The following is a 25,298-nucleotide window of genomic DNA, read 5'->3' as shown; positions in this document are numbered from 1 at the left end:
ACGGAATGCCGAGCGACGCGGGCAACCGCGTCCTGATCCCGATCCACGGCCGCCTTCCCTCGCGACCGCCCGGCCGGACGATCTGGGACTTCGCGGGCCAGAGCATGGGTACCGATTGGTCGGTGCGTCTGGTCGCGCCGACCGGTCGCACGCGTGCAGAGCTTCAAGCATCGATCGATGATGAACTGGCGCAAATCATCGCCCTGTTCAGCCATTGGGACCCGACGTCGGAACTGTCGCGCTGGAATGCGGCTCCGGCAGGCTTCTGGGCTGTGTCCGAACCGTTCTGGTCCGTGCTGAACGCGGCCATGGACCTGGCCGACGACACCGACGGCGCGGTCGATCCGACGCTGGGGGCGCTGGTCGATCTGTGGGGCTTCGGTCCGCCCGGCACGCGCACCGGCCTGCCGACCGATGAGGAGATCGCGGCTGCCCTGTCCGTCAGCGGCTGGCAGTCCCTGCGCCTGAACCGCGAGGCGCGGGCGGCGCAGCAGGTCGGCGGCATGAAGCTGGACCTGTCCGGAATCGCCAAGGGCCATGCTGTGGACCGTGTGTCCGAACGGCTGACGGCGCTGGGCGCGACCTCGCACCTGGTCGAGATCGGCGGCGAGCTGCGGGGCGCGGGGGTCAAGCCCGATGCCCGTCCCTGGTGGACCGAGCTTCAGGCCGCGCCCGGTGCGCCAGGCCCGCGTACGCTTGCGGCCCTTTTCGACATTGCGGTGGCCACCTCCGGAGATTGGGTCCGTCGCTTCAATGTCTTCGGCCAGACCTATGGCCATACGCTGGACGGTCGTACGGGTCGGCCCCTGACCCACGGCCTGGCATCGGTCAGCGTCTTTGCCGACACCGCGATGCGCGCCGACGCCCTGGCCACAGCGCTGATGGTCATGGGGCCAGTGGATGGCCCCGCCTATGCCGAGGCCACCGATCTGGCGGCCCTGTTCATCGTGCGAACTGCCGAGGGCATGACCGAACACCTCAGCCCCGCCATGATCGCCATGATGGAAGAGGGCGCGGAGTGACTGCCGATCCCGTCCGCTGGCTGTGGGCCGCCGTGGCGGTCGCGCTTTGGTTGGCCGTCATAGCCGCCGTGGTCGTCGCGCGCAGACTGGCTCGCAGCAGAGACACCGCCAAGGCTACAGCCCTAGCCCCCACAGAGGGTCAGGCCGACGTGCTGGTCGCCTTTGCCAGCCAGACGGGGCTGGCGGAGGAACTGGCCTGGATGACCGCGCGCAGTCTATCCGAGGCCGGGACATCCACGCGCGTCGTGCTACTGGGCGACGTCGACGCGGCGGAGTTGCGACGCGTGGGTCAGGTCTTGATCGTGGCCTCTACAACGGGCGAGGGGGATGCTCCCGACAGTATGTCCTGGTTTGTACGCAAGCAGATGAGCACGCCCGCCGACCTCTCCGGCCTGCGCTACGGGCTGCTGGCGTTGGGCGACCGGACGTATGCCGGGTTCTGCGGTTTTGGCCGGGCGCTGGACGGATGGCTACAGGCCTCGGGCGCGAGCCGACTGTTCGACACGGTCGAGGTCGACAACGGAGAGACTGGCGCGATCCGGCACTGGCAGCATCAGCTTGGCCTGCTGACCGGCCATGCCGTCCAGACGGACTGGACGCCGCCTGCCTATGATCGGTGGAGGTTAGTTGATCGCACTCACCTGAACCCCGGCAGTCCGGGCGGGGAAACCTGGCGGCTCATTCTTGAACCGATCGATCATGCGCCGGCCTGGGTCGCCGGTGACATCGCGGAGATCGGCCTGCCAACGCGCCAGAGCCATGCGGCTCTTTCCCGCGAATACTCGGTTGCGTCTCTCCCCTCAGAAGGTCAGGCCGTCCTTGTCGTGCGCCGCATGATCGCGCCGGATGGGACACCGGGACTGGGCTCCGGTTGGCTAACAGGCGACCTCGTAATCGGCGGCGAGATCGGCATGCGCATTCGGACCAACCGCAGTTTTCACGGGCCCGGTGTCGATGTTCCGCTGATCCTGATCGGAAATGGCACGGGCCTGGCGGGTCTGCGAGCACATCTGAGGGCACGTGAAGGGAGGGCTCACGGCGGCAACTGGCTGATGTTCGGCGAGCGTACCCGCGCTCATGACGCCCTGCTGGATGATGAGCTGCAGGCTGCCTTGGCGTCGGGTCTTTTGACGCGTCTGGAGCGCACGTTTTCGCGGGATGCAGATGACGGCCGCTATGTTCAGGCTTTGATCGATGAGCATGGGACAGATGTTGCTAACTGGATCGAACGGGGAGCCACGATCATGGTTTGCGGCAGTCTGAACGGCATGGCGGCGGGCGTGCATGAAGCACTACAGGCGGTGCTGGGCAGCGAGGGTTTACTGGCCCTAAGCGAAGCGGGACGGTATCGTCGCGACGTCTACTAGAGCTCGGACCAGCGGGTGTGGTGGGCCGTTTCGTTCGTCCTGATCAGACCATGCCGTCAATATCGCAGGCGGCCGGATCGCCCGTCTCATAGCCACGACGCAGGGCGGCGACCCGCTGGGCCGAGGAGCCGTGGGTGAAGCCGTCGGGCTGGACCGCGCGACCGCTGCGTCGTTGCAGATTGTCGTCTCCGATGGCCGAGGCCGTGCGCATGCCTTCTTCCAGATCACCTGCCTCAACGGCCACCTGACCATTGGACACGGCCGAGGCATTTCGGGCCCACATTCCGGCATAGCAGTCCGCCTGAAGCTCCAGCGCCACCGAATAGCGGTTGGCTTCGGCCTGACCCCGCGCCTGTTGCTGCGCGCGCCGAGCCGCTTGAGACGTCCCCGTCAGAGTCTGGACGTGGTGGCCGTATTCGTGGGCGATGACATAGGCTCGTGCGAACTCGGCACCCGAGCCGCCCAGGGACGTCTCCAGCTCCTGCCAGAAGGACAGGTCCAGATAGACCTGCTGGTCGGCGGGACAGTAGAAGGGACCCATGGCGGCCTGTCCGGTGCCGCAGGCCGTGCCCGTACCGCCTTCGTAAAGGACGACGGTGGGAGGCTGGTAGCCTTCCATCTTGGTGCGCCAGACGTCGTCGATGTTTGTACCGATGACATCGACGAACTGACCGGCCTGGTCCTCGGGACTGCCCGCCTGGCCCTGTTCGCTGGAGGCGGTGGCCCCGCCTAGCTGGCTGGTGATCTGCTGGGTCGTGGAGGGGTCGATACCGAACACGAAATAGCCGATGGCGGCGATCACCAGACCGCCGATGCCCAGACCGCCAACAGCAACGCCGCCGCCCATGCCGCGCCGGTCATCGATGTTGCCGCCACGCCGTCCGCCCTGCCACCGCATGCTCGTTCTCCCTCGTCCCCGAAGCCCTCAATGGCCCAAGCTAGGCCGGAACGCCGCAGTCAGGGAAGGGATGCAGTGCGATCGCGCTGTTCAGGGCAAGGGGCGGTCCAGCCAGCTGTCGATCTGGCCCACAGCCTCTGCATCCGACCGGCGACGCTGTTCCGCGGCCTGTCGCATTGCGCGTTCCTGTTCCGGGGTGCGCAAGGCGGGCAGGGGCGCGGGTTGAACCGGCTCGGGCTGGCGCGCGGAGACGATGCGGTCGCGGGCGATCTGCGCCTCCATCTGGCCCAGCTGCGCCTCCAGCCGACGCTGATCGGCCTGAAGCCGCAGACGGTCCATCTCCATCCGGTTCTGGTCCGCGCGATAGCGCTGGGCATCGATGGCTGGCGCGCCGGGGCGGACCTGCCAAGCGGGCGGCGGGGTCTGAGCCTGAGCTGCGCCTGTCACCGTGAGGCCGAACAGGGCAGGGAGGATCAACAGACGCTTCATGAGCTGAATATGATCCTGACCGGCCCGGACACCAAGCGGAGCCGCTGGAAGGACGTGTCAGTGCGGGCTCAGCGCCCAAACCCGCGTGCGCTTGACCGCCATGTCTTCCAGTTCGCGCGTCGTCGGCACCTGATATTCGGCCAACAGGTCGAAGCCGCTCTCGGGAAAATAGGTCCGGATCGGATCGCCGACCAGCACACGGATGCCGCGCCCCTGCGCCTCGCTCAGCCAGACCAGAACGCGCTCTGCCATGGGCTTTTCATAGAAGACGTCGCCCGCGCAGATCACATCAACATCGGGCGCGGGGGCGTCCAGCAGATTCTCAACCGTGAACGCGGCCTCGACGTCGTTCAACTCCGTGTTCAACGACACCGCCGCCTCGCAGAATGCGTCGATGTCGGCACAAAGGACAGATGCCGCGCCGGCTTTCATCGCTGCGATGCCGACCAGGCCCGACCCCGTGGCAAAGTCCAGAACCCTCTTTCCCGCGACCTCCTGCGGATTGTCCAGCAACCACCGCGCCAGCCCCTGTCCGCCCGACCAGGCAAAGGCCCAGAAAGGGGGCGGCAGTCCAATCTGTTCCAGCGCTTCCTCGGTCAGTCGCCAGATCGGCGTCACCTCGTCCGCCAGCCACAGCGAGATTTCCGGCGCATGCGGCACCGTCTGTACGCGGGTGTTGTCGCGGATGAAGGCCACGGGGTCGGCGATCGTCATGAAGTCGTCGGTCCTTGCCAAGTTCGGTCTTTTGCTGCATCTGCGAAGGCGTCACAAGGACCCGGCTTGATCGGGTGGCTATCCCGGGCGCCGATCCCTCGGGAAACCTGAACGGACACGAAGCGCACTGCGCCGGTCCGTTATGAGACTGACCGGGACCGAATGACCATCCTCGCTTCCGCGCGCCAGCAATGGCTCGCCAATCCCCGCCGCGATCTGCTGGCGGGCACCGTCGTGGCCCTGGCCCTGATCCCGGAGGCCATCGCCTTTTCGATCATCGCCGGGGTCGATCCGGCGGTGGGACTTTACGCCAGCTTCGTGATCGCCGTGACCATCGCCTTCGTGGGGGGGCGACCCGCCATGATCTCCGCGGCCACCGGGGCCATGGCGCTTCTGATGGTCACCCTGGTGCGTGACCACGGGCTGGAGTTTCTGTTTGCCGCCTCCCTTCTGACCGGCGTGTTCCAGATCATCATCGGCCTGTTCAAGCTGGGCCGGTACATCAAGTTCGTGTCGCGCAGCGTCATGACCGGCTTCGTCAACTCCCTGGCCATATTGATCTTCCTGGCCCAGATGCCCGAACTGATCGGGGCCAACTGGCAGACTTTTGCCCTCGTGGCTGTGGCGCTGGCCATCATCTACGGCGTGCCGCGCATTACCAAGGCCATCCCCTCGCCGCTGATCGCCATCGTGGCCCTGAGCGCCTTCGTGATCTGGAGCGGGCTGGATGTTCGCACGGTCGGCGACATGGGCCAGATGCCGTCGACCCTGCCGATGTTCCACATCCCGTCCGTGCCCCTGACTTGGGAGACGCTGATGATCATCGCGCCGGTATCTGCGACCCTGGCCTTCGTCGGCCTGCTGGAGAGCCTGCTGACCGCCAACCTGCTGGACGATATCACCGACACGCCGTCGGACAAGGACCGCGAGACGCGCGGCCAGGGCATCGCCAACATCGCCTCGTCCCTGTTCGGCGGCATGGCGGGCTGCGCGATGATCGGTCAGTCGATCATCAATGTGACCAGCGGTGCGCGCGGGCGACTATCGACCCTGTGGGCTGGGCTGTTTCTGCTGTTCTTGATCCTGGTGCTGCAGGACTGGGTGGCGCGGATCCCGATGGCGGCCCTGGTGGCCGTCATGATCATGGTCTCGGTCGGGACCTTCGACTGGGGTTCGGTGATGAAGCTGCGCTCTACCCCGATCCAGTCCTCCATCGTGATGATCGCCACCACTGCGACGGTGGTGATCACCCACGACCTGTCTAAGGGCGTGGTGCTGGGCGTGGTGCTGTCGGCCATCTTCTTCATGCGCAAGGTGGGCAAGACCGTCCTGGTCGAGGAGATCGAGACACCGGAGGAAGGTCGACTGCGCTATCGGGTGACCGGCAATCTGTTCTTTGCCTCCGCCGATGTCTTTGCCGCCGCCTTCGAGCATCATGGCCATCCGACCCACGTCGAGATCGACATGACGCAGGCCCATCTGTGGGACCTGACCGGGGTCGCCGCAGTGGACAAGGTCGTCTTCCGCTATCGCCGCCAGGGAGCCGAGGTCGAGGTCATCGGCATGAACGCCGCCGGCCGGACCCTGATCGACAAGGTCGGCCGTCATGACAAGGCCCATCTGCCGACAGCGACGGCGCACTAGGGCGGCGGTCGAGGGTGTTGACCACCGGCCGTGGCTTGTCATTCTGGACGGGTCACGGAGAGCCTGAATGCACGATCGGCCTGAACGCGCCCAGTTCCGCTTCTTTCATGACCTGCGGGTCCGGTGGGGCGAGGTGGATGCCCAAGGGGTGGTGTTCAATCCCAACTATCTGGTGTTCGCCGACGTGGCGGGAACGGAATATTTGCGGGCCATCGGGGCGTTCGGGGCTGATGTGTCGGACCTGTTCGTCGCCAATGCCAACGTCAACTTTCGTCAGTCGGCCCGGTTTGATGATGAACTTGCGATAGGGGTGCGGGTGTCCCATCGCGGGCGGACCAGTTTGCTGTTCGTGATTGCCATGTGGCGAGACGATACGCTGATCGCGGACGTGGCCCTGACCTATGTCCGCGTCGACACCCTGACGGGAAAGACGGCTCCTCCAGACCTCGTCGTCAGCATGATCGAAGCGTACGAAGGCCATCCCCTCGACGTCAGGCCGTCCTGACGAAAAGTCAGGTTGACATGACAAATGGCTGATGTAAGGTGAGCCTTACACAAAGTCAGGAGAGGCTGTCATGTTGAGTGTCTGGACCAGGGGCGGGACGGCGGCGCACCGTCGATATGTGTTGCGCACCTTCGCCTTCATGATCCCCTATATGCTGGTCTGCATTTCGATGATGGTGACGGACGTCTTCGACGAGGTGATAGGAAAGCCCGCAGGATGGGTCCTGGCCGCCGCCGTGTCCGCGCCGATCATCGGTCAGATCTGGGCTACGCTGAGCCTCATCCGTGATAGCGACGAATTCGTTCGGGCGGTGACGGCCAAACAATTCATCGTCTCGGCCGGGATCGCCATGGCCCTGGCGACCTTCTGGGGCTTTGCCGAGAGTTTCGCGGCGGCACCGCATATTCCCGCCTGGCTGATCTATCCGCTGTTCTGGGCCAGCTTTGGCGCGGTATCGCCCTTCATCAAGGCCAGCAACGGATGAAGAACCGCCTCAAACTCCTGAGGGTCGAGCGCAACTGGACCCAGGAACAGCTGGGTCAGGCGCTGGGGGTCTCACGCCAGGCGGTCAATGCTCTGGAGACCGAGAAGCACGACCCCTCGCTGGACCTCGCCTACCGCATCGCCGTGCTGTTCGAGCGGCCGGTGGAAGACATCTTCGAAAACCCGCACGGCTGAGGCCGGCGACAACCCTCAAAACTGGAGACTGATATGTTGAACGCCTTCTTCAAGGCGCGGCCCCGGCTGCGTGCTGCCCTGTTCGGACTGGCCGTCTGCGCCCCCTGTTTCGCTGTCGGTGTAGGGCAGGCCTTCGCTCAGGCACCGGACGCTGTCGCAGCCCCTGCCTTTGATTCTGACCGGATGTCGGTCGAGGTGGTCGGGTCCGGCCCTGACGTCATCCTGATCCCCGGCTTCGCCTCCTCTCGCGAGGTCTGGCGAACCGAGGCGGACCGGTTGAAGGCTACGCACCGGGTGCATCTGGTCCAGCTGGCCGGTTTCGCAGGCGAACCCTGGACCCACGCCGACGGTCCCTTCGTCGCGCCGATGATCGAGGAGCTGGCGCGCTACATCCGCGACACAGGGCTGGAGAAGCCCGCCGTCATCGGCCATTCGATGGGCGGGCTGAGCGGCATACTGCTGGCACAGGCGCATCCCGATCTGGTCGGGCGGGTCATGAGCGTCGACAGCCTGCCCTTCTTCAGCGCCCTGTTCGGACCACAGGTCACGGCCGAGATGGCGCGTCCGTTCGCCGATCAGGCCGCGCAAAGCATGCTGAACCCCGATGCCGACGCCTTCCGGGCTGGTCAGGCACAAGGCGCCGTGGGATTGGCCCGCGATCCTGCGACCCGCTCCGCCATGGTCGATTGGTCCATGGCTTCTGATCGTCAGGCCCTGGCCTCCGCCATCCGCGAAGTCATGACGACGGACGCGCGCCCGGCCCTGGCCAATATGACCACGCCGGTCTGGGCGATCTATGCCTCGGATGCGAATGGCGGTGCGCCTGCCGCCATGGCTGACGGCCTCTGGACCCGCGAATACGCCACCTTGCCGGGCGTCCATCTGGAGCGGGTCGACGACAGCCGCCACTTCATCATGGCCGACCAGCCGGAGCGCTTCGCTGCCATCGTGGATCGGTTCCTGGCCGAGTGACCCCCTACCGCGTGGGGGTGACGTCCCCCGTGCGGCTCAGGTCGCCTGCGAACTCCCCGGCCCATTGCGGGGCCAGCAGGGACTGGAAGACGGAGGCGGGCAGGGCGATCTCATAGGCCCCGTCGGAGTAGGGGCCGATCTGATAGGGGCCGACCAGAAACGTCAGCCCCGCCGCCTTGCCCGGCACCGATCCGCCGGTCAGCACAAAGGGGGTCGCTGATGCACGGGGGCAGGACCAGTCGGAACCGGTCAGCGTCACAGGCGCGCTGCCTGGCGACCGGGCCGTCTTGGCCGTGTTCAGGGCGGCGCACAGGGCGCGATCCAGCGCCGTCATGTCGGCTCCCGCACGGAAGAGAGTGGTGCCTGCAATCTGCCGCTTGGCCGTCTTGTCCCACAACAGGCCGCTGGCCAGCGTATTGGGGTGGGCCCCGCCGGAATAGTCGAAGTCCACGCGCTTGAGGCTGAGCAGGCCGCCGGTCTCGCCGGCAGCGGTGACCGTCACTGTCTTCTCATAGGGAGGCCGGTCCTCATCGAACCCGGCCTCGGTGCGTTCGCCCTGCGCGCCCTCGATGAACTGGCGCAGGGTGCGGACCTCACCGGCATACAGGCTGGCGTGCAGGTCGGGCTGGCTCTTGATGGCGTCGGGCAGGGTCAGCTTGACGTTGGCATAGGGGGTTTCGCTGTCGAAGCTCATGGGGGCCGCAGCAGAGGCGGGGGCCACGACCGGAGCGGCGTCTGGTGCCGGGGCGTCCGGCGCGGATTCGCGGTCGCGGTTGCAGGCGGCGACGGTCGCGGCGACGGCGGCGGTCAGGATCAGGGCGCGGACGGTCTTCATGTGAAACTCCTTACACGGGCCATACGACACCCAGAATAATGGCGATCAGCAGGACAAAACCCGCCTCGCGATTGGATCGGAACAGCCGCAAGGCCAGTGCGCCGTCTTCGGCCCGCACCCGCCGCGTCTGCCATGCCAGATGAATTGCATAGGCCGTCAGGCCCATCCAGAACAGGGGGCCGAGCCCTGCGAACGCGCCCGCCAGACCGGCAAAGAGAACGGCCAGCGCATAGAAGAGGCCAACGCCTTGCCCGACATTGCCGCCCAGCCGCCGCGCCGAGGACTTCACCCCGACCATGGCGTCGTCCTCGATGTCCTGAAGCGCATAGATTGTGTCGTAACCGAGGGTCCAGAACACGCCGCCGAGGTAGAGGAGGACGGCTGCGGCGGTGATCAGGCCAGGCCGACCCCCATCCAAGTGGAAATACTCAAGCTCGCCACCAGCGCCCCAGTGATTGAGCATCGCTAACCAGCCGAAACTGCTCGTCGCTGCTGCAAATCCCATCAGCGCGCCCCAGTTGAAGGTCAGACCCAGCCAGGCCTGCGGCCACCAGGTGATCCGCTTCATAAAGGGATAGGCCGCGACCAGCGCAAGCGATCCGACGCCGAGCAGAATGGCTGTCAGGTTCAGGGTCAGCAGGATCAGCAGGCTGATCAGACTGCAGCCGATCACGAAAGCCCAGGCCTGTCTGACGCTGATCCAGCCAGACGGGATCGGCCGCTGAGCCGTCCGCGCCACTTGGGCGTCGATGTCGCGGTCCACAATGTCATTGAATGCGCAGCCGGCCGCCCGCATCAGACAGGCTCCGATGGCGAATCCGGCCACCAGCCAGACGTCATACAGGTTTGGTGTCTTGCGATACTGGCCCAAGGCCAGCGCAATCCCCTGCCAGCCCGGCAGCAGCAGAAGCCAGATGCCGATGGGCCGGTCGAATCGCCCCAGCTTAAGCCATGGCTTCAGCCCCTCCGGCGCATGCTGGTCCACCCAGTTCGAACCGGCATCGGGAAGAGGGGCGGATGTCATGTGACGCTTCTAGCCAATTCCGTCTGCGACCGGGAGGGCAGCTTTATCCCATCGCCGCGCTGCGAGGTGGAGCCTCGCCCGGCACCCTATCCATGGCCAGCAGCTCCATGCGGAAGACCAGCACCGAGTTCGGCGGAATCTGCCCCGACGACCGCGCGCCATAGCCCAGCTCGGGCGGGATATAGACCAGCCATTCGTCGCCGACCTTCATCCGCTGCACGATCTCGGTCCAGCCGGGCACGACCTCATTGAGGGTGAAGACCGCCGGTATGCCGCGCTGGTAGGAGCTGTCGAACACCGTGCCGTCGGTCAATGTGCCCTCATAGTGGACGCTGACCAGATCGTTGCTGTCGGGGCTTTCGCCGCCGGTCGGGCCGGACTTCAGTACCTTGTACTGGATGCCGGACGGCGTGCTCTGGATTCCGTCGGCCTTGGCGTTGTCGGCCATGAAAGCCTCGGCCTCGGCGATGGCGGGATCGATCGGTGGCGTTTCCTCGCCGCGGTTGCAGGCGGACAATGCCGCGAGCATTCCGATGACGGCCAGCGATCTAGCCCATCCGTAGTGCATAACCGGCCTCCTCAAGTCCCTGTCTGATCTCGTCGGCATGCGCCGCGCCGCGCGTCTCGACCATGATGTCGAACTCCGCCCCCTTGGCCGGCACGTCCAGCGCCAGGCGGTTGTGGACCACGTCGATGATGTTGCCGCCGAGGCCACCGATGACGCCGCTCATCCTGGACATCATGCCGGGCCGGTCGTCGCCCAGGATGCGATAGACGATCAGCCGCTTCTCGCGCACCAGTTCGCGGTTCAGTACCACGGCCAGCATGCGCGCATCGATATTGCCGCCGCACAGGACCAGACCGACCTTCATGCCTTTGAACTTCTCGGGATAGGCCAGCATGGCTGCCAGACCACCCGCGCCCGCGCCCTCGGCCACCGTCTTTTCCAGCGTGGCATAGTAGGAGACGGCGGTCTCGAAATCCGCCTCCTGACAGACCAGAACGTCTTCGATCAGCGGGTCGGCGATTTCAAAGGGAATGTCGCCCACGGCCTTGATGGCGATGCCCTCGGCAATCGTCTGCCCGCTGCACTTCGGGGTCTCGCCGAGCCGCTTGGCGCTGAACGAAGGATACATCGCCGCCTCGACGCCGAAGATGCGGATATCCGGCTTCATCGCCTTGGCCGCCACAGCGCAGCCCGCGATCAGGCCGCCACCGCCGATGGGGATGATCAGGGCGTCCAGATCGGGCGCGTCCTCCAGGAATTCCACGGCACAGACACCTTGGCCGGTCACGATGCCTTCGTCGTCGAAGGCCGAGATGAAGACGTATCCCTTCTCGTCGCGCAGCCGGTGCGCCTCCTCGGTGGAGCCGGTGAAATCTAGCCCCTTGATGACCACCGTGGCCCCATGCGCTCGCGTGCCGTCGGCCTTCACGAAGGGGGTGCCCTCCGGCATGACGATGGTGACGGGGATGCCCAGCCGCCCGCCATGATAGGCCAGGGCCTGGGCGTGGTTGCCCGCGCTGGCCGCGACCACACCGCGCCTGCGCTCGTCCGGCGTCAGTTGCAGCAGACGGTTCAGGGCCCCGCGTTCCTTGAAGCTGCCGGTGAAGTGCAGGTTGTCGAACTTGACCCAGACCTCGGCCCCGGTCAGTTGCGACAGGCGGCGCGAATGGCGCACCGGGGTGCGGTCGACCTGGCCGGCGATACGGTCGCGGGCGGCCAGGATGTCCTCGAAGTTTACGCTCATGGAGTGTCCCTGGTGTCCGGTCTGACGCCGGACTGATGCCCGCTTTTGACCCAGCGGAAGGCGCGCCGCAACCTTGACCTTCGACTGCCTTTGGGCCTTCTGTGCCCCACCCCAGTCGCACGCTTACGGAGACCCGCCCATGTCCGCCCTCAAGCCGTTCGCCCGTCCCCTGATCGCCCTCGCCGCCGCCGGAACTCTGGCCGCCTGCGCAACCACGCCGATCGGTGGGGGCTATGGCGGGGCCATGTCCTCGACCTTTAGTGCCGCCGACTTTGCATGGTCTGAACGCTCGGGACCGGCCTCCATCGACGGACGTGTCGACTATCGCCGGGACGGCCAAGCCTTTGCCTGCACGGGCTCGGTCGTGCTGACGCCGGTGACGCCCTATACCCGCCACCGGTTCCAGATCCTGTACGGTTCGACGGATCGTGCGGCGCTTCCGGCCTCCGTCGTGCGCTCGCGCAATGTGCCCGATCCGAACGGGGACTACCGCTCCTATGTGCGCCAGGCGACGTGCGCCAACAACCGCTTCGCCTATGAGGGCCTGCCCGACGGCGAATGGTTCGTTATCGCCACGGTCAGCGCAGGCGGCGACCCCATCGTGCTGATGCAGCGGGTCCAGACGCGCGGTGGGCGGCGGGTTCCGGTGACACTGTAGGGCCGCGCGACACCGTTCATCCGATCACAGATTGGTTTGTGAACCCCGTTCGCCTTTGTTTCGCCTTGTCTGACCCGCTTGGGTCGCGGTTCGTCCACTTGAGAGGGAGCGCGTCCATGTCCCAGCACAACATCACCGGGTCCGAAGCCTTCGGCAAGAAGCCCATGGTCCTGCTGCGTTCGGTCAAGACCGGCGCCTTCCGCCGCAAGCGCGCGGCCCGCACCTGGGCCGCATTCGTGGCCGGTGCAGTGGTTGCCATCGTCGGCGGTGCCGTCGCCATGGCTGCCGTTTTCGGCCCGACCCTGTTCGGCTGATATCTGTCTAACGGGCTTCGTCGGCCGGTAGGAAACCGCTGACGAGTTCCACCGCCTCGGCCAGACCCATCCGCAGAACCTCGCAGCCCGGCGGCAGGCTGGCGAACAGGCGGGTGGGGGCGGCGGCGTCCAGCATGACGAAGACGCCCTTGTCGTCGGCTCGGCGGATCAGGCGACCGAAGGCCTGGGCCATCTTCGCGCGGGCCAGGGCGTCGTCGAACCCTCGCGCCTGAGGGCCGCCGCCGAACCGCGCGCGCCGCGCCTTGTGCAGCAGGTCCGGCCGCGGCCAGGGCACACGGTCGAAGGCGAGAATGCGAAGGCTGCGCCCCGGCACATCCACGCCGTCACGCACAGCATCGGTACCCAGCAGGCAGCTGTCCCGCTCGGCCCGGAAGACGTCGACCAGGGCCCCGACTTCCAGCGGATCGACATGCTGGGCGTACAGCGGGATGCCCGCCTTGGCCAGGTCGGGTCCCAACCGCTCATAGACCGCCTTCAACCGGCGGATGGCGGTGAACAGGCCCAGCCCCCCGCCACCGGCCGCCAGGAAGAGTTCGCGCATCGCCGCCGCTGTCTGGCGGGTGTCGTCCTTGACCAGGTCGTTGACGACGATGACCCGCGTATTGGTCGCATAGTCGAAGGGGCTCTCGACCTTCAACGTCCGCGCCGGTTCGATTAGGCGGGCCGAGCCGGTACGCAGCCGGGCCATGTCGAACGGGTCGTCCGACAGGGGATCGGACAGGGTGGCCGAGGTCACCAATACCCCGTGCGACGGCATGATCACCGCGGCCTCCAGCGGCACGGTCGGGTCGATCCAGTGGCGACGCAGGGCCACATCCGTGATCCGGCCGAACGCGGCCTCGGCCGACAGCCAGTCCAGGAAGTCGGGATCCGGTTCGTCCGATGACACCTCCAGCGCCGCCAGCATGGAGCGCCAGCCGGGCAGGGTCATGCGGGCGCGGCGGTCCAGCCCGCGCAGTGCCCCCTCGATCCGCGCCCGCGCCGCTCCGTCCAACTCGGCCGCCTCATCGTCCAGTATGTCTTCCAGATGCCGCGACAGGGCCAGCAGGGGGGCCTCTACGTCGGCCAGCGCCTTGGCCGCCTCGCGTGCCGTCTCCAGCACGGGGTCGGTCACGGGGCGCAAGGAACACTCCATGCCGAACTCGGCCCCGCCGGGCCCGGACGCCTCGCTGGTCCGTGCGCGAAGCTGCTCCAGCGCCGCGACCAGAAACCGCTCGATGGGTCCGATCGGATTGACCTCGCCAGACGCAGGCGCGATGCGGCCCGACACGCCCTCACCGGGCAGTTGGGCGGCGGCACGGACGGCATCCTGAAGCGCCTTGGTCGCCTCGGCATTGTCGGCGCACAGGTCGCCCAGCCGTTGCTCCAGCCCCCGCCCCCGCCGCCCGCGCCCCTCCGGCCCGCGCAGCCAGCGACGCAGCTCGGCGGCCTCCTGCCCCGACAGGCAGGCGGAGAAGGCGCTGTCGGCCGCGTCGAACAGATGGTGGCCCTCGTCGAAGACGATGCGTTTCAGGGCGGCGGTCTCACCGTCCTGCTTCAGACCGCGCGCCGAGCGTGCCCCGTCGAAGGCGGCCTGGGTCATGACCAGCGCGTGGTTGGCGACCACAAGGTCGGCACGGCGGCTGGCACGGATGGTCTTTTCGACGAAACAGGTGCGGTAGTGAGGACAGGCCGCATGGACGCATTCGCCGCGCCGGTCGACCAGATTGGCCGCGCTGGCCTGATGGCTGGGGGCGGTGGCGAACAGGCCGGGCAGCCAGCCGGGATAGTCGCCGCCGGTCATGTCGCCGTCTCGGCAGTGCATCGCCCAGCGGCTGGCCAGGGCCATGCCGATCAGGTCGCCGTTGCCCAGCTGGCCCGCCTGCATCATGTCCTGGAGATTGAGCAGGCACAGGTAATTCTCGCGTCCCTTGCGGACCACGGCCTTGCGCTTGCGCTCGGCGGGATCGGGCCACAGGGCGGCGCTCTCGCGATCGATCTGGCGTTGCAGGGCGCGTGTATAGGTCGAGACCCAGGCCGCCCCCTGATTGCGCTCGGCCCACAGGCTGGCCGGGGCCAGATAGCCCAGGGTCTTGCCCGTCCCGGTCCCCGCCTCAGCCAGCAGGACGCGCGGCCGACCCTCCTCATTACGCGGTGAAAAGGCATAGGCCGCCTCGGCCGCATAGTCGGACTGGGTCGGGCGGGTCTCGTCCAGGCCGGAGGCCTGCAACAGTTTTTCCAGGCGGATGCGCGCGGACTCTGAATCGACCGGTGCCGACCCGGCCTCGCCGCGCGGAGCCTCGTCCTCCCACTCCGGCAGGCGCGACCAGGCGTCCAGACCCGTGCCGCGATGGGCGCGGTCACGGATCGGTTGATGAGCCAAGGCCCCGGTCACCCGCGACGCCCAGCTCCAGCCCGCGCGTGATAGCGTTTCGGCCAGGGTGAAGGCCTCTTCCCGCCCCGGATAGGCCGGATCGGCCAGTTCACGCAGCAGGCCATCGGCGGCGTCCATCAGCGCCTGAGCCTGCGCCTCCGCCCCCCTCGGCTCGCTCATCCCCATGGCAAGCGCCAGGCCACTGGGCGAAGGCGCACAGAACCGCGCGGGCCGGACGAAGGCGAACAGCTCCAGCACATCCAGCAGGTCATCGGATCGGGCGGGCGGCGCAATCCCCAGACGCCGCGCCGTCAGACTGGCATGGGCGACCATGACAGGGCTGGTGGTGAACACCCCCTCGGCCGCCCCCCGCCCGATCCTGCGCGGGCCGCTGTCGTCGCAGATCGCCCCAGCGCCAGGCGGCACGGCCAAGGCGGGCGGCAGGTCGAGCCACGGTTCTGTGTCGGTGGGGGCCGTGCGGGAAAGAGGCGAGTCGAGGGTCACCGTCAACAGATAGCGGTTCGGGACGTGAAACGGAACGGGAACATCTGGCGCAGACAGTGATCGTGCTCTATTTCGTATTCATGGCGAACCTTCCCAGCTCACAACGCAAGCGGCTGAAGCGGATCGTCATTATCGCCACGCTTCTATTTCTTGCGGTCATAGCTGGAGCGTGGTGGTTCTTGGGCTCCGAGTCTGCGGCGATCGATTATTGTCTCGACTCGGGGGGGCGCTGGGCCGAAGGCGGCTACTGCGAAGGCGCGCGGTACGGCGGGTGACGACGCTTCCTCCCCTCTTCGCCGACTGGTTCGCGAAGCGCGGCTGGGTGCCTCGGCGGCATCAGCTGGAGATGATCGCGGCGGGTCAGGCGGGGGCACACGCGTTGCTGGTGGCCCCGACCGGCGGCGGCAAGACGCTGGCGGGGTTTCTGCCCAGTCTGATCGATCTGGCCGAGCGGGGGCCGCGCCCTGCCTTCGGGCCGGGCAGCGGGGTGCATACGCTTTATCTGTCGCCGCTGAAGGCGCTGACCACTGATGTGGAGCGCAATCTGATGACGCCGATCCGCGAGATCGGGCTGAACATCCATGTCGAGAGCCGCACCGGCGACACCAAACAGTCCAAGAAGCAGCGCCAGCGCGAGAACCCGCCGGACATCCTGCTGACCACGCCCGAGCAGCTGGCCCTGTTCTGTGCCTGGGACGGGGCACGGGACTATTTCGCCGACCTGAAATGCGTCGTGCTGGACGAGGTGCATGCGATCTGGAGCGGCAAGCGCGGGGACTTGCTGTCCCTGGGGCTGGGGCGGCTGCAACAGTTCGCGCCGGGGATGCGAAGGGTGGCCTTGAGCGCGACCGTGGACGATCCGGCGATGATCGCGGACTGGCTGGCTCCTGCTGGAGACAACTCGGTGATCATCGTCACCGGCGACCCCGGTGCGCCGCCGGTGGTGGACGTCCTGATCTCCGACGGCCGCGTGCCCTGGGCCGGGCATACCGGCCAGCACGCTATTCCGGAGGTCTATGAGGCGATCAAACAGGCGGGGATGAGCCTGATCTTCGTCAATACCCGTTGGCAGTCGGAGTTCGTCTTCCAGCAGCTTTGGGCCATCAATGACGACAACCTTCCCATCGCGCTTCACCACGGCTCGCTGGCCGCTGAACAGAGGCGCAAGGTCGAGGCGGCGATGGCGCGGGGCGATCTGAGAGCCGTGGTCTGCACCTCCACGCTGGACCTCGGCATCGACTGGGGCGATGTCGACCTTGTCATCCAGATGGCGGCACCCAAGGGGGCCAGCCGCCTGGTCCAGCGGATCGGCCGGGCCAACCACCGCCTGGACGAGCCGTCCCGCGCCCTGATGGTACCGGCCAGCCGGTTCGAGATGCTGGAATGCCAGGCCGCGCGCGAGGCGGTGGCGGAAAACACCTTCGACTGGGAGCCGGTGCATACGGGCACGCTGGACACCCTGGCCCAGCACGTCATGGGCTGCGCCTGCTCCGAGCCGTTCGCTCTGGATGATCTGTATGCCGAAATCACAGCCTGTGGCCCCTATCGCGGCCTGACCTGGGCGCAGTTCGAGGAGGTCGTCGATCTGGTCGCCACCGGCGGCTATGCGCTGCGCACCTATGAGCGGTTCGCGCGGATCGTGCGGACGCGCGATGGCAGATGGAAGGTCCGCAACGCCCAGACGGCCCAGCGGCACCGGATGAACGTCGGGGCCATCGTCTCGGCCGGGACCTTGAACATTCGCGTGGCGTCACGGCGTGGAGGCGCAACCAAACAGCTGATCGGCGGGCGCAAGGTCGGCGAGGCCGAGGAATGGTATTTCGAACAGCTGACCCCCGGCGACACCTTCGTGTTCGCCGGTCAGGTCTGGGCCTTCCAGGGGATCACAGGCACCGATGCGCTGGTGACCCACGCCCAGGACAAGGACCCCAAAATCCCGTCATGGGGCGGGTCGAAGTTCCCCATGTCGACCTCCCTGGCCGCCCGCGTCCGCGACATGATCCAGGACCGCGACCACTGGCGCGTCCTGCCGCCCGATGTGCAGGAATGGCTGGCCCTTCAGGAGGAACGCTCCGTCGTGCCGGACAGGGAGACGATGCTGGTCGAGACCTTCCCGCGCGGTGCGCGGCATTTCCTGCTGGCCTATCCGTTCGAAGGCAACCTGGCCCATTCGACCCTGTGCATGCTGCTGACCCGGCGGCTGGACCGGCTGGGGGTCGGGCCGCTGGGGTTCGTGGTCACGGACTATGCCTTGGCCATCTGGTCCATCAAGCCGATGGACGGACTGGACCTGAACGCCCTGTTCGAGCCCGACATGCTGGGCGACGATCTGGAGAGCTGGCTGGAAGAGAGTTTCATGATGAAGCGCACCTTCCGCAATTGCGCCCTGATCTCGGGCTTGATCGAACGACGCCAGCCGGGGACCGAGAAGACGGGCCGGCAGGTGACCTTTTCCACCGACCTGATCTACGACGTGCTGCGCCGCCACCAACCCGACCACCTGCTGCTGAAGACCGCCCGGGCCGATGCCGCCTCGGGCCTGCTGGACGTCGCGCGCCTGGGTCAGTTGCTGACCCGCATCCAGGGGCGCATCCGGCCCATCGCGCTGGAGCGGGCCTCGCCGTTCAGCGTGCCGGTTCTGGTCCAGATCGGGCGCGAGCGGGTCGGCGGCGGGGCGGCCGAGATGATCCTGGACGAGACCGCCCATGAGTTCGGGCTGGAGGCCCTGGTGGCCGAGGTCATGGAAGGGGCTCCGGCGGCGATGGAGGGCGCGCGATGAACGCCGCCCTGCGCCAGACCCTGTCGCCGGCCCGGCATCCGTGTGGTGGCTTGCGCGTCCTGATCGAGGGTGAGCCCTGCGTGCTGCGATGCTCCGGGGCGCTGTGGGTCATCAACCACCGGACCCTGATCGCGGCGGACCTGCATCTGGAGAAGGGCTCCGCCTTCGCCGCGCGGGGCCAGATGCTGCCGCCGTATGATAGCTCTGCCACCCTGGATCGACTGGAGGTGGAGATCGAGGCCCTGCAACCGGCCTCGGTCGTGCTGCTGGGTGACAGCTTCCACGACGCCGCCTCGATCGGGCGCATGGCGCTGGGCGACCGGGACCGGCTGGATCGTCTGGCCAAGGGCCGCGACTGGATCTGGCTGGAGGGCAATCACGATATCGCTGCGCTGGCGGGATCGGTCGATGCCCTGCCCGGCGAGGTGGTTGAAACCATGACCCTGGGCCCCCTGCGCCTGATCCACGAACCGCAGGCCGGCGTCCAGCCCGGCGAGATCGCCGGCCACCTCCACCCCGCCGCCCGCATCGTCGCCTACCGACGCAGCGTCCGCCGCCCTTGCTTCGTGACGGATGGCCGCCGGGCTGTGCTGCCCGCGTTTGGGGCATTCACGGGGGGGCTGGATGTGCGAGATGCGGCGATTGCGGAGCTATTCACCGAAGCGCCGCTTGCGGGCGCGCTGGGGCGAGACCGGGTGCATGCGCTGAGTTGGGAGATGCTGCGCTAGACCTCTCAATTCGGCGTGCAAAGCATAAACCTCTAACTGAGAGGGCCCGTAGCGTTGCAAAGTCACTTCTCGATCAGACAACCTCAAAAGGCCTATTTGATTTTCACTCTACGCTTCGGACATGTCTGCACCGCATGACGGGCATTCGTGTCCATGAGGGCTGTCAAGAACCCAGCCGCTGCTCCCATTAGATGCAACAGCTTCACCTAGGAAATGGTCGCAGAACGGGCACAAAAAGCGATGTGTGGGCAAATATGCTCGTGACGCCCCCTCCAGCCTCTCCTCCAGTTGCGCCATAAACTCCGCCCGCTTCAGACCGGCAGGCACCTGCGGCAGGAACTCATAGACCACGGTCCCCGGATAGCGGCGGAACCCGTGCGCGGGCCAGTGGACGCCGGAGTTGGTGGCCATGGGGGTGCAAGGAACGTCGAGGTCGCGGTACAGGGCGGCGATGCCGGGCTTGTAGTCGGGTGCGGCCCCGACCTCGGCCCGTGTGCCTTCCGGGAAGATCAGGATCTGGCGACCCTCGGCGTGGCGGGCCCGGGCCTGTTTGACCATGTCCTTAAGGGCCTTGGCATGGGCCGAGCGATCGACGGCGATCATCCGCGTCTTCCAGGCGAACCAGCCGAAGAAGGGCAGCGGCATCAGCTCCTTCTTCATGATGAAACAGTTGTCCGGCAGGATGGCGAAGGGCGCGATGACGTCCAGCATGCTCTGGTGCTTGCCCGCCATCAGGGCCGCGCCCGTCGGGCGATGCTCCAGCCCCCGGAACTCCACCTTCACGCCCGCGATCCAGCGCAGGCCGAACAGAATGAATTTGGCCCAGACCCGGATCACCGTCATGGCGACGCGATAGGGCAGCAGCAGGGTGGGCGACAGGCCGACGGCGAACACCGCCATCGACAGATAAAGCCAGACCACGAACAGCAGGGAGCGGAAGGTGGTCATGGACGGACAGCCTCTTCGACTGTCTGGTCATCGGACGCGGGTTCGACCGGCGCGGGCGCATCGCCGCTGACCCGCGTCCAGACCGCGCGACCCAAAGCCGCCAGATACTTCATGTATTCCAGCGTCATCCGCCGCGCCGTGACCGCCGCCTTCCACCAGCCACTGTTGTCCAGCGACGGGGTCTCGACCGCATAGGGCGTCAGCTCCACGCCCGGATAGGCCGAGCGGATTTCCACCATGGACCGGGGCATGTGATAGTCGGACGTCACCACGATCAGGCGGGTATAGCCCTTGTCGCGGGCCCAGGCCGCGATCTCCTGGGCATTGCCGATGGTGTCCATCGCCTCGAAGCCGAGATCGACACAGCAGTTGAACAGACGGTTGGAGCCGGGGGTCAGGGCGCGCAGTTCCTGGCGGCGCACCTCGCGATTGACGCCCGAGATCAGCACCCGGTCGCCCTTGTCGTTTTCCAGCAGGCGGATGGCCACATTGACCCGCTCGGCCGACGGCCCGGTCAGGGCCACGATGGCGTCCGCGCGTGCGGGGTCCTCGGCCGGGGTGAAGCCGCGCACCCGTTCGGCAAAGACGAACAGGCCGACCAGCCACATCAGGGCCAGGATGGCGACAAAGGTGAGAAACTTCATGGGCTTCAAGCTAGTGACGGTCCTTCATTCCCGCCAGCGCCGTGAAGCGCGCCGCGACAAGCGCCACCGTAGCGGCCAGCAGAGGACATGGCGATAGCAGCAGGATATCGCTCCATGCCACGGGCAGGGCCGGCGTGATCCCCTCGGTGCCTCCAAGCAGACGCAGGGCCGACGCCGCAGCCATGGCGGCGACCGCACCGATCGCCCCCGCCGTGGCCGCCAACAGGGCATATCGACGCTGGAACAGCCAGGCGACGGCTCCGTCGGAGGCCCCGTTCAGGCTGAGCGTCTCAATCAACGCCCTTTGCGCCGCCATTCCTGCGCGCGTCGCATACACGACCGCCGCACCCGCCGCGCCCGCCGTCAGCAGGAAGGCGGCAATGGCGAGTGCCGTGATCAGGCCCGCCGACCGCTCCACTTCGCCGCGCCACAGGCTGTGATCGTCGACACTGGCGTCCAGCCCCGCCTCGGCCAGGGCGCGACTGAGGGTGACGGCGCTGGCGGGGGCATCTTGGTCCAGCCGGACGGCAATCAGATGCGGCACCGGCAGGTCTGGCAGGATGGCGTCCCCGACCCAGGGCCGCAGCAGGTCCTCCGCCGCCTTGCGATCCAGGGCCTGGGCCTCGGCCACGCCGGTGACCCCGGCCAGGGTCTCGGCGGCGCGGGCGGCGGCCTCCGCCCCGGTCTCGCCGACGCGCGGGCGCACCTGAACGGTCGCCTCAGTGCCCAGCTGACGCGCCCAGCCGTGAGCGGCCCGGTCAGCGGCGGCGGCTCCGACAGCGGCCAGACAGGCGAGGAAACACAGCACCGCGATCAGCGACACCAGCCAGCGCTCGCCGCCCGCGTCACGGGGCAGCAGGCTCATCCTGCTGCTGGTCAGCCGGCCGATCATGCGTCACCGCCCGTCAGCCGACCGCTCTCGAGCCGCAGCAGGGTCGCGCCGGACCGCTCGGCCAGGGCCTGGTCGTGGCTGGCGATCAAGACCGTGGTGCCCAGCCGGTTCATCGACTGAAACAGTTTCAGCAGCCGCTCGGCCATGACGGCATCGACGCTGCCGGTCGGCTCGTCGGCCAGGATCAGGTCCGGGCGAGTGACCACGGCCCGGGCGATGGCCAGCCGCTGCTGCTCGCCGCCGGACAGGGTGGAGGGCCGCGCCTCCATCCGGTCGCCCAGCCCGACCCAGGCCAGTATCTCCTCCACGTCGGCGCGGTACGCCTTATGGCCCGTCAGGCGCAGTGGCAGGGCGACATTGTCGAAGGCCGACAGGTGGTCCAGCAGACGGAAATCCTGGAACACCATGCCCATGCGACGCCGAAAGTCCGGCAGCTCGCGCCGCGTCGCCGCCGTCGCGTCCTGGCCGAACAGGTGCAGCCGCCCGGACACCGGTCGCTCGGTCAGGGTCAGCAGCTTCAGCAAGGTCGATTTTCCCGCTCCGGACGGCCCGGTAAGGAAATGGAAAGAGCCGGCAGGCAAGGTAAGGTTAATGTCCCGCAACGCGCGGTGCGTTTGCGCATAGCCGAAGCCTACGCCCTCAAGGCGGACGGTCGCGGCGGCGGAGGCGGTGTCGGGCGTGCGGCGGGGCTGGACGGACATGAATTTTGGATCAGGACGCGGTGTGATCGCCGCGACGGGAGGGGGCGAAGAGCCTCGCAGTCAGCGCCCATGATACTGACCTGCCCGTCATGCGCCACCAGCTATTTCACCCCCGATGAAGCGATCGGGCCGGGCGGCCGCTCGGTCCGTTGCAAGACGTGCCAGCACACCTGGCGTGCGACGCTGGACGAGCCGCTGGAACTGTCGGAATCGCCTCCGGTGGTGGCCCCCGTCATCGCCAAGGAACCCAGCAGTTTCGGCAAACGCGACGACGCCGCTACCGAATCAGCCGCGACCGAATCCCTCGCCGAAACGCCCGCCCCCGAACTGCCCAAGGCTTATCGCGCCAAGGTGGAGCAGCAGCGGCGTCTGCGCCGGGCCGCCACCCACGGCGTGGTCTGGGCCGGGATCGCCTCCGGTTTTGCACTTCTGCTTGGGGCTGCATGGCTGTTCCGGGTCGAGGTCGTGGAGATGATGCCGCGCACGGCCGCCGCCTATGCGGCCGTCGGGATGGAGGTCAATCCGACCGGTCTGGACTTCGAGGCGCTGACGGGACGGGCCCTGCCGAACGATCCGGGCAAGATCGTCATCTCTGGAGCCCTGCGGAACGTGAGGGACAATGAGCGGGTCGCGCCGCCGGTGCGGGTCGCCTTGCTGGACGAGAACGGTGCCGAGATCGGCCACGCCATAGTGCGCATCGACGCGGCCCCTGTACTGCCGGGCAAGGTCCAGGGTTTTGCCGGGATCGTCGATGACCCCGGCGGCAAGGGTCGTGGTGTGGCTGTCGATTTTGTCCTGACCGAAACATCAGAGCCAACTCATGCTGAGCCGCATGACGCAAGGCCGACCGCCGACCACGGCGAAGCCACTCAGCATGCAACCGCACCCGCCCATCGTCCTCTTCCTGTCGCCGATGACGGGGCGCTGCGTCCTGCGCTTCCGTCCAGTTCGACAGAGCCGCTGAATATGCAGCCGATCGACGCGGTGGCGACCAACGTCAGCACGACGGCCCTCGACAATAGCCGTGGCGGGGCGGTATCCGCCCCTCATGGCTGACCCTGCACCCACACCCACCGTCCTTCTGCCCGAGGCCGAGGTTCAGCGCATCGTCGCCGACATGGCCGCGCGCATCGCCCCCGTCATTGATGACGAGACGGTGGCGGTCGTCCTGCTGACCGGCGGCCTGTGGTTCGCCGCCGATCTGACCCGGGCACTGGCGCGCGTGGGCCGCAACGTCCGCTTCGACGCCCTGTGGCTGGCCTCCTATGGCGACGAACAGTCCAGCCGGGGACGGATCGACGTCTATGCCCCGCTGCAACGCTCGGTCGAGGGTCGCCGCGTCCTGATTCTGGACGATGTGTTCGACACAGGCCTGTCGCTGGCCGAGGCCGTGAAGATCGCCCGGGCGGCCGGTGCCTCCGAAGTCGTTACCGCCGTCTTCGCCAAGAAGCCCTGGCCCCTGCCGCGCGCGCCGGAGCCGGACTTCGTCGGCTGGGACGCCCCGAACCGGTTCCTGGTCGGATATGGGCTGGATCACGCGGGCGCGCTGCGCGGCCTGCCGGATGTGTGCGCGCTGGACTAGAGCCAGTCCGCCTTCGGCTCCCGCGCCCACATGTCTTCATAAGTTGGCCGGTCCCGGATGACGGCCCAGCGGTCGCCGTCGACCAGCACCTCGGCCACCAGCGGGCGGGAATTGTATTCGCTGGACATGACTGCGCCATAGGCCCCCGCGCCTGTGAAGGCGACCAGATCGCCGGCCTGAAGCGGAGCCAGCATGCGATCGCGGGCAAAGGTGTCGCCGGTCTCACAGACGGGGCCGACGATGTCGTAGGACAAGGCGTCGCCGCCGTGTGGCCGAACCGGTACGACCTCGTGGAAGGCGTCGTACAGCGCCGGGCGCATCAGGTCGTTCATGGCCGCATCCAGCACCAGAAAGCGACGGCCGTCGGCCCGCTCATTGACCTGGATCACGCGGCTGAGAAGCACCCCGGCATTGGCGGCCAGCAGGCGGCCGGGTTCGAACGCTGCCTCGACCTCCAGTCCGTCCAGTACGCGCGCGCACATGGCGACATAGTCGGCGATCGACGCGGTCTCCGCCTGGCCGTGATAGGGCACGCCCAGCCCGCCGCCGAGATCCAGCCGGGTCACCGACAGGCCCTGCGCCCGCAGGGTCAGGGTCATGTCGCGAAGGGTCCGGAACGCGGCCTCCAGCGGGGCCAGGTCCGTGATCTGGCTGCCGATGTGGCAGGCCAGGCCCACGGGCGTCACATGCGGCGAGGCGGAGGCGCGGGCATAGAGGGCCAGGGCTTCCTCGACCGGCACGCCGAACTTGTCGCCTTCGCCTCCGGTGGTGATCTTGGCGTGACCGCCCGCCCCGACTTTCGGGTTCACGCGAATGGCGATGTCCGGTGACAGGCCCTTGTGGGTGGCGACTGCGATCAGCCGGTCCAGCTCGACGCCGCTTTCGACATTGATCTGGCGTACGCCCTGTTCGAGGGCGAAGGCCAGTTCGGCGTCCGTCTTGCCGACGCCGGAGAAGATGATGCGGTCGGCCGGCACGCCCGCCTTCAGCGCCCGGCGGATTTCACCTTCGGATACCGTATCGGCTCCGCAGCCTATTCGGGCCAGGGTCGCCAGCACCGAGATATTGGAGTTGGCCTTGACCGCAAAGGCGATCAGGGCGTCGCCCAGTGCGGACCGGTGTGCCGCTACCGCGTCACGCAACAGTCCGTAATGCCGGGCCAGGGTTGCAGTCGAATAGACATAGGTCGGCGTGCCGACCTGCTCAGCCAGCGTCTCCAGTGCGACGCCTTCGGCGTAAAGCCCGCCGTCCTTCAGAACGAAATGGTGCAAGCGC

Annotated in this window: 26 protein-coding genes, 1 pseudogene and 1 other annotated feature; of the genes and pseudogenes, 14 read left to right on the top strand and 13 right to left on the bottom strand. The window is 67.3% G+C overall.

Features of this window, described 5'->3' with window-relative positions; all coding sequences use genetic code 11:
* The first annotated feature begins 5 nt into the window (after window positions 1-5).
* Both WC585_RS03915 and WC585_RS03910 read left to right on the top strand, forming a co-directional pair.
* Window positions 6-1,022, top strand: coding sequence for an FAD:protein FMN transferase (locus WC585_RS03915; RefSeq protein WP_373256248.1), 1,017 nt, complete (start codon window positions 6-8; stop codon window positions 1,020-1,022).
* Window positions 1,019-2,389, top strand: a complete 1,371-nt coding sequence (locus WC585_RS03910; RefSeq protein WP_373256247.1) for a sulfite reductase subunit alpha — start codon at window positions 1,019-1,021, stop codon at window positions 2,387-2,389. Before WC585_RS03915 ends, WC585_RS03910 begins: the two co-directional genes overlap by 4 nt.
* Window positions 2,390-2,432: 43 nt before the next feature.
* Here the strand turns inward: WC585_RS03910 and WC585_RS03905 are convergent, their stop codons facing one another.
* The 3 genes from WC585_RS03905 to WC585_RS03895 form a co-directional block, all read right to left on the bottom strand.
* The gene (locus WC585_RS03905; protein ID WP_373256246.1) at window positions 2,433-3,287 is read right to left on the bottom strand and encodes a neutral zinc metallopeptidase; all 855 of its coding nucleotides are present in this window, start codon (window positions 3,285-3,287) and stop codon (window positions 2,433-2,435) included.
* A 90-nt stretch (window positions 3,288-3,377) separates the two neighbouring features.
* Window positions 3,378-3,776 (bottom strand): hypothetical protein, encoded by a 399-nt coding sequence (locus WC585_RS03900; RefSeq protein WP_373256244.1) that lies wholly within the window; start codon window positions 3,774-3,776, stop codon window positions 3,378-3,380.
* A 57-nt stretch (window positions 3,777-3,833) separates the two neighbouring features.
* Entirely contained in the window at window positions 3,834-4,490 is a 657-nt protein-coding gene (locus WC585_RS03895) for a methyltransferase (protein WP_373256242.1), read from the bottom strand.
* 54 nt (window positions 4,491-4,544) lie between these two features.
* Window positions 4,545-4,598: a sequence feature (sul1 is cis-regulatory element that is thought to sense ions involved in sulfur or methionine metabolism; They are found in Alphaproteobacteria), on the top strand.
* A gap of 60 nt (window positions 4,599-4,658) precedes the next feature.
* On the opposite strand from WC585_RS03895, the gene WC585_RS03890 reads away from it, so the two are divergent.
* From WC585_RS03890 to WC585_RS03870, 5 genes are all read left to right on the top strand, one after another.
* Window positions 4,659-6,134: a SulP family inorganic anion transporter gene (locus WC585_RS03890; protein ID WP_373256789.1), complete on the top strand. Its 1,476-nt coding sequence runs from the start codon at window positions 4,659-4,661 to the stop codon at window positions 6,132-6,134.
* A 67-nt stretch (window positions 6,135-6,201) separates the two neighbouring features.
* Complete coding sequence (locus tag WC585_RS03885; RefSeq protein WP_373256241.1) at window positions 6,202-6,639, top strand: acyl-CoA thioesterase; 438 nt, start codon at window positions 6,202-6,204, stop codon at window positions 6,637-6,639.
* Window positions 6,640-6,709: 70 nt separating this feature from the next.
* Window positions 6,710-7,123: a hypothetical protein gene (locus tag WC585_RS03880; protein ID WP_373256240.1), complete on the top strand. Its 414-nt coding sequence runs from the start codon at window positions 6,710-6,712 to the stop codon at window positions 7,121-7,123.
* A complete protein-coding gene (locus tag WC585_RS03875) occupies window positions 7,120-7,317 on the top strand; it encodes a helix-turn-helix transcriptional regulator (protein WP_373256239.1) in 198 nt (65 codons plus the stop codon). The genes WC585_RS03880 and WC585_RS03875 overlap by 4 nt, the downstream gene beginning before the upstream one ends.
* A 33-nt stretch (window positions 7,318-7,350) precedes the next feature.
* Window positions 7,351-8,289 carry an alpha/beta fold hydrolase gene (locus WC585_RS03870; RefSeq protein ID WP_373256238.1) on the top strand — a complete coding sequence of 313 codons (939 nt, stop codon included), beginning with the start codon at window positions 7,351-7,353 and terminating at the stop codon, window positions 8,287-8,289.
* 4 nt (window positions 8,290-8,293) lie between these two features.
* Here WC585_RS03870 and WC585_RS03865 read toward each other — a convergent pair whose 3' ends face one another.
* The 4 genes from WC585_RS03865 to WC585_RS03850 are packed head-to-tail and all read right to left on the bottom strand — an operon-like array spanning window position 8,294 to window position 11,899.
* Window positions 8,294-9,124: a PdaC/SigV domain-containing protein gene (locus WC585_RS03865; RefSeq protein WP_373256237.1), complete on the bottom strand. Its 831-nt coding sequence runs from the start codon at window positions 9,122-9,124 to the stop codon at window positions 8,294-8,296.
* A gap of 10 nt (window positions 9,125-9,134) precedes the next feature.
* Complete coding sequence (locus WC585_RS03860; protein ID WP_373256236.1) at window positions 9,135-10,148, bottom strand: UbiA family prenyltransferase; 1,014 nt, start codon at window positions 10,146-10,148, stop codon at window positions 9,135-9,137.
* Window positions 10,149-10,191: 43 nt separating this feature from the next.
* Entirely contained in the window at window positions 10,192-10,716 is a 525-nt protein-coding gene (locus tag WC585_RS03855) for an FKBP-type peptidyl-prolyl cis-trans isomerase (RefSeq protein WP_373256235.1), read from the bottom strand.
* Window positions 10,697-11,899 (bottom strand): threonine ammonia-lyase, encoded by a 1,203-nt coding sequence (locus WC585_RS03850; RefSeq protein ID WP_373256234.1) that lies wholly within the window; start codon window positions 11,897-11,899, stop codon window positions 10,697-10,699. The genes WC585_RS03855 and WC585_RS03850 overlap by 20 nt, the downstream gene beginning before the upstream one ends.
* Window positions 11,900-12,038: 139 nt before the next feature.
* Between WC585_RS03850 and WC585_RS03845 the strand changes: the two genes are divergently transcribed.
* Both WC585_RS03845 and WC585_RS03840 read left to right on the top strand, forming a co-directional pair.
* Complete coding sequence (locus tag WC585_RS03845; protein ID WP_373256233.1) at window positions 12,039-12,557, top strand: hypothetical protein; 519 nt, start codon at window positions 12,039-12,041, stop codon at window positions 12,555-12,557.
* Between the two features lie 116 nt (window positions 12,558-12,673).
* Window positions 12,674-12,871: a hypothetical protein gene (locus WC585_RS03840; RefSeq protein ID WP_373256232.1), complete on the top strand. Its 198-nt coding sequence runs from the start codon at window positions 12,674-12,676 to the stop codon at window positions 12,869-12,871.
* Between the two features lie 7 nt (window positions 12,872-12,878).
* On the opposite strand, the gene WC585_RS03835 is transcribed toward WC585_RS03840, so the two are convergent.
* Window positions 12,879-15,578 (bottom strand): ATP-dependent DNA helicase, encoded by a 2,700-nt coding sequence (locus WC585_RS03835; RefSeq protein ID WP_373256788.1) that lies wholly within the window; start codon window positions 15,576-15,578, stop codon window positions 12,879-12,881.
* 227 nt (window positions 15,579-15,805) lie between these two features.
* Between WC585_RS03835 and WC585_RS03830 the strand changes: the two genes are divergently transcribed.
* The 3 genes from WC585_RS03830 (at window position 15,806) to pdeM (ending at window position 19,256) form a co-directional block, all read left to right on the top strand.
* Complete coding sequence (locus WC585_RS03830) at window positions 15,806-16,024, top strand: hypothetical protein (protein WP_373256231.1); 219 nt, start codon at window positions 15,806-15,808, stop codon at window positions 16,022-16,024.
* A 71-nt stretch (window positions 16,025-16,095) separates the two neighbouring features.
* A complete protein-coding gene (locus WC585_RS03825) occupies window positions 16,096-18,528 on the top strand; it encodes a ligase-associated DNA damage response DEXH box helicase (RefSeq protein WP_373256787.1) in 2,433 nt (810 codons plus the stop codon).
* Window positions 18,525-19,256 (top strand): ligase-associated DNA damage response endonuclease PdeM, encoded by a 732-nt coding sequence (gene pdeM, locus WC585_RS03820; protein ID WP_373256230.1) that lies wholly within the window; start codon window positions 18,525-18,527, stop codon window positions 19,254-19,256. The genes WC585_RS03825 and pdeM overlap by 4 nt, the downstream gene beginning before the upstream one ends.
* A 249-nt stretch (window positions 19,257-19,505) precedes the next feature.
* Here the strand turns inward: pdeM and WC585_RS03815 are convergent.
* The 4 genes and pseudogenes from WC585_RS03815 to WC585_RS03800 form a co-directional block, all read right to left on the bottom strand.
* A pseudogene (locus WC585_RS03815) lies at window positions 19,506-20,204 on the bottom strand (lysophospholipid acyltransferase family protein); the annotation flags it as partial.
* On the bottom strand, window positions 20,201-20,848 hold the full coding sequence (locus WC585_RS03810) for a YdcF family protein (protein WP_373256229.1): 648 nt from the start codon (window positions 20,846-20,848) through the stop codon (window positions 20,201-20,203). The gene WC585_RS03810 and the pseudogene WC585_RS03815, both read right to left, overlap by 4 nt.
* A 10-nt stretch (window positions 20,849-20,858) precedes the next feature.
* Window positions 20,859-21,713, bottom strand: a complete 855-nt coding sequence (locus tag WC585_RS03805) for a cell division protein FtsX (protein WP_373256228.1) — start codon at window positions 21,711-21,713, stop codon at window positions 20,859-20,861.
* A 23-nt stretch (window positions 21,714-21,736) separates the two neighbouring features.
* On the bottom strand, window positions 21,737-22,441 hold the full coding sequence (locus WC585_RS03800) for a cell division ATP-binding protein FtsE (RefSeq protein ID WP_373256227.1): 705 nt from the start codon (window positions 22,439-22,441) through the stop codon (window positions 21,737-21,739).
* Window positions 22,442-22,510: 69 nt separating this feature from the next.
* Between WC585_RS03800 and WC585_RS03795 the strand changes: the two genes are divergently transcribed.
* Both WC585_RS03795 and WC585_RS03790 read left to right on the top strand, forming a co-directional pair.
* Window positions 22,511-23,497: an MJ0042-type zinc finger domain-containing protein gene (locus WC585_RS03795; protein ID WP_373256226.1), complete on the top strand. Its 987-nt coding sequence runs from the start codon at window positions 22,511-22,513 to the stop codon at window positions 23,495-23,497.
* Window positions 23,490-24,023 carry a phosphoribosyltransferase gene (locus tag WC585_RS03790; RefSeq protein WP_373256225.1) on the top strand — a complete coding sequence of 178 codons (534 nt, stop codon included), beginning with the start codon at window positions 23,490-23,492 and terminating at the stop codon, window positions 24,021-24,023. The genes WC585_RS03795 and WC585_RS03790 overlap by 8 nt, the downstream gene beginning before the upstream one ends.
* Here the strand turns inward: WC585_RS03790 and lysA are convergent.
* Window positions 24,020-25,294 carry a diaminopimelate decarboxylase gene (gene lysA / locus WC585_RS03785; RefSeq protein ID WP_373256224.1) on the bottom strand — a complete coding sequence of 425 codons (1,275 nt, stop codon included), beginning with the start codon at window positions 25,292-25,294 and terminating at the stop codon, window positions 24,020-24,022. The two genes, WC585_RS03790 and lysA, sit on opposite strands and share 4 nt — an antisense overlap.
* Window positions 25,295-25,298 lie beyond the last annotated feature (4 nt).

Source organism: Brevundimonas sp., from assembly GCF_041648055.1.
Taxonomy (GTDB): domain Bacteria; phylum Pseudomonadota; class Alphaproteobacteria; order Caulobacterales; family Caulobacteraceae; genus Brevundimonas.
The sequence above is the reverse complement of the archived record's forward strand: the minus strand, read 5'-3'. Positions and strand labels throughout refer to the sequence as shown.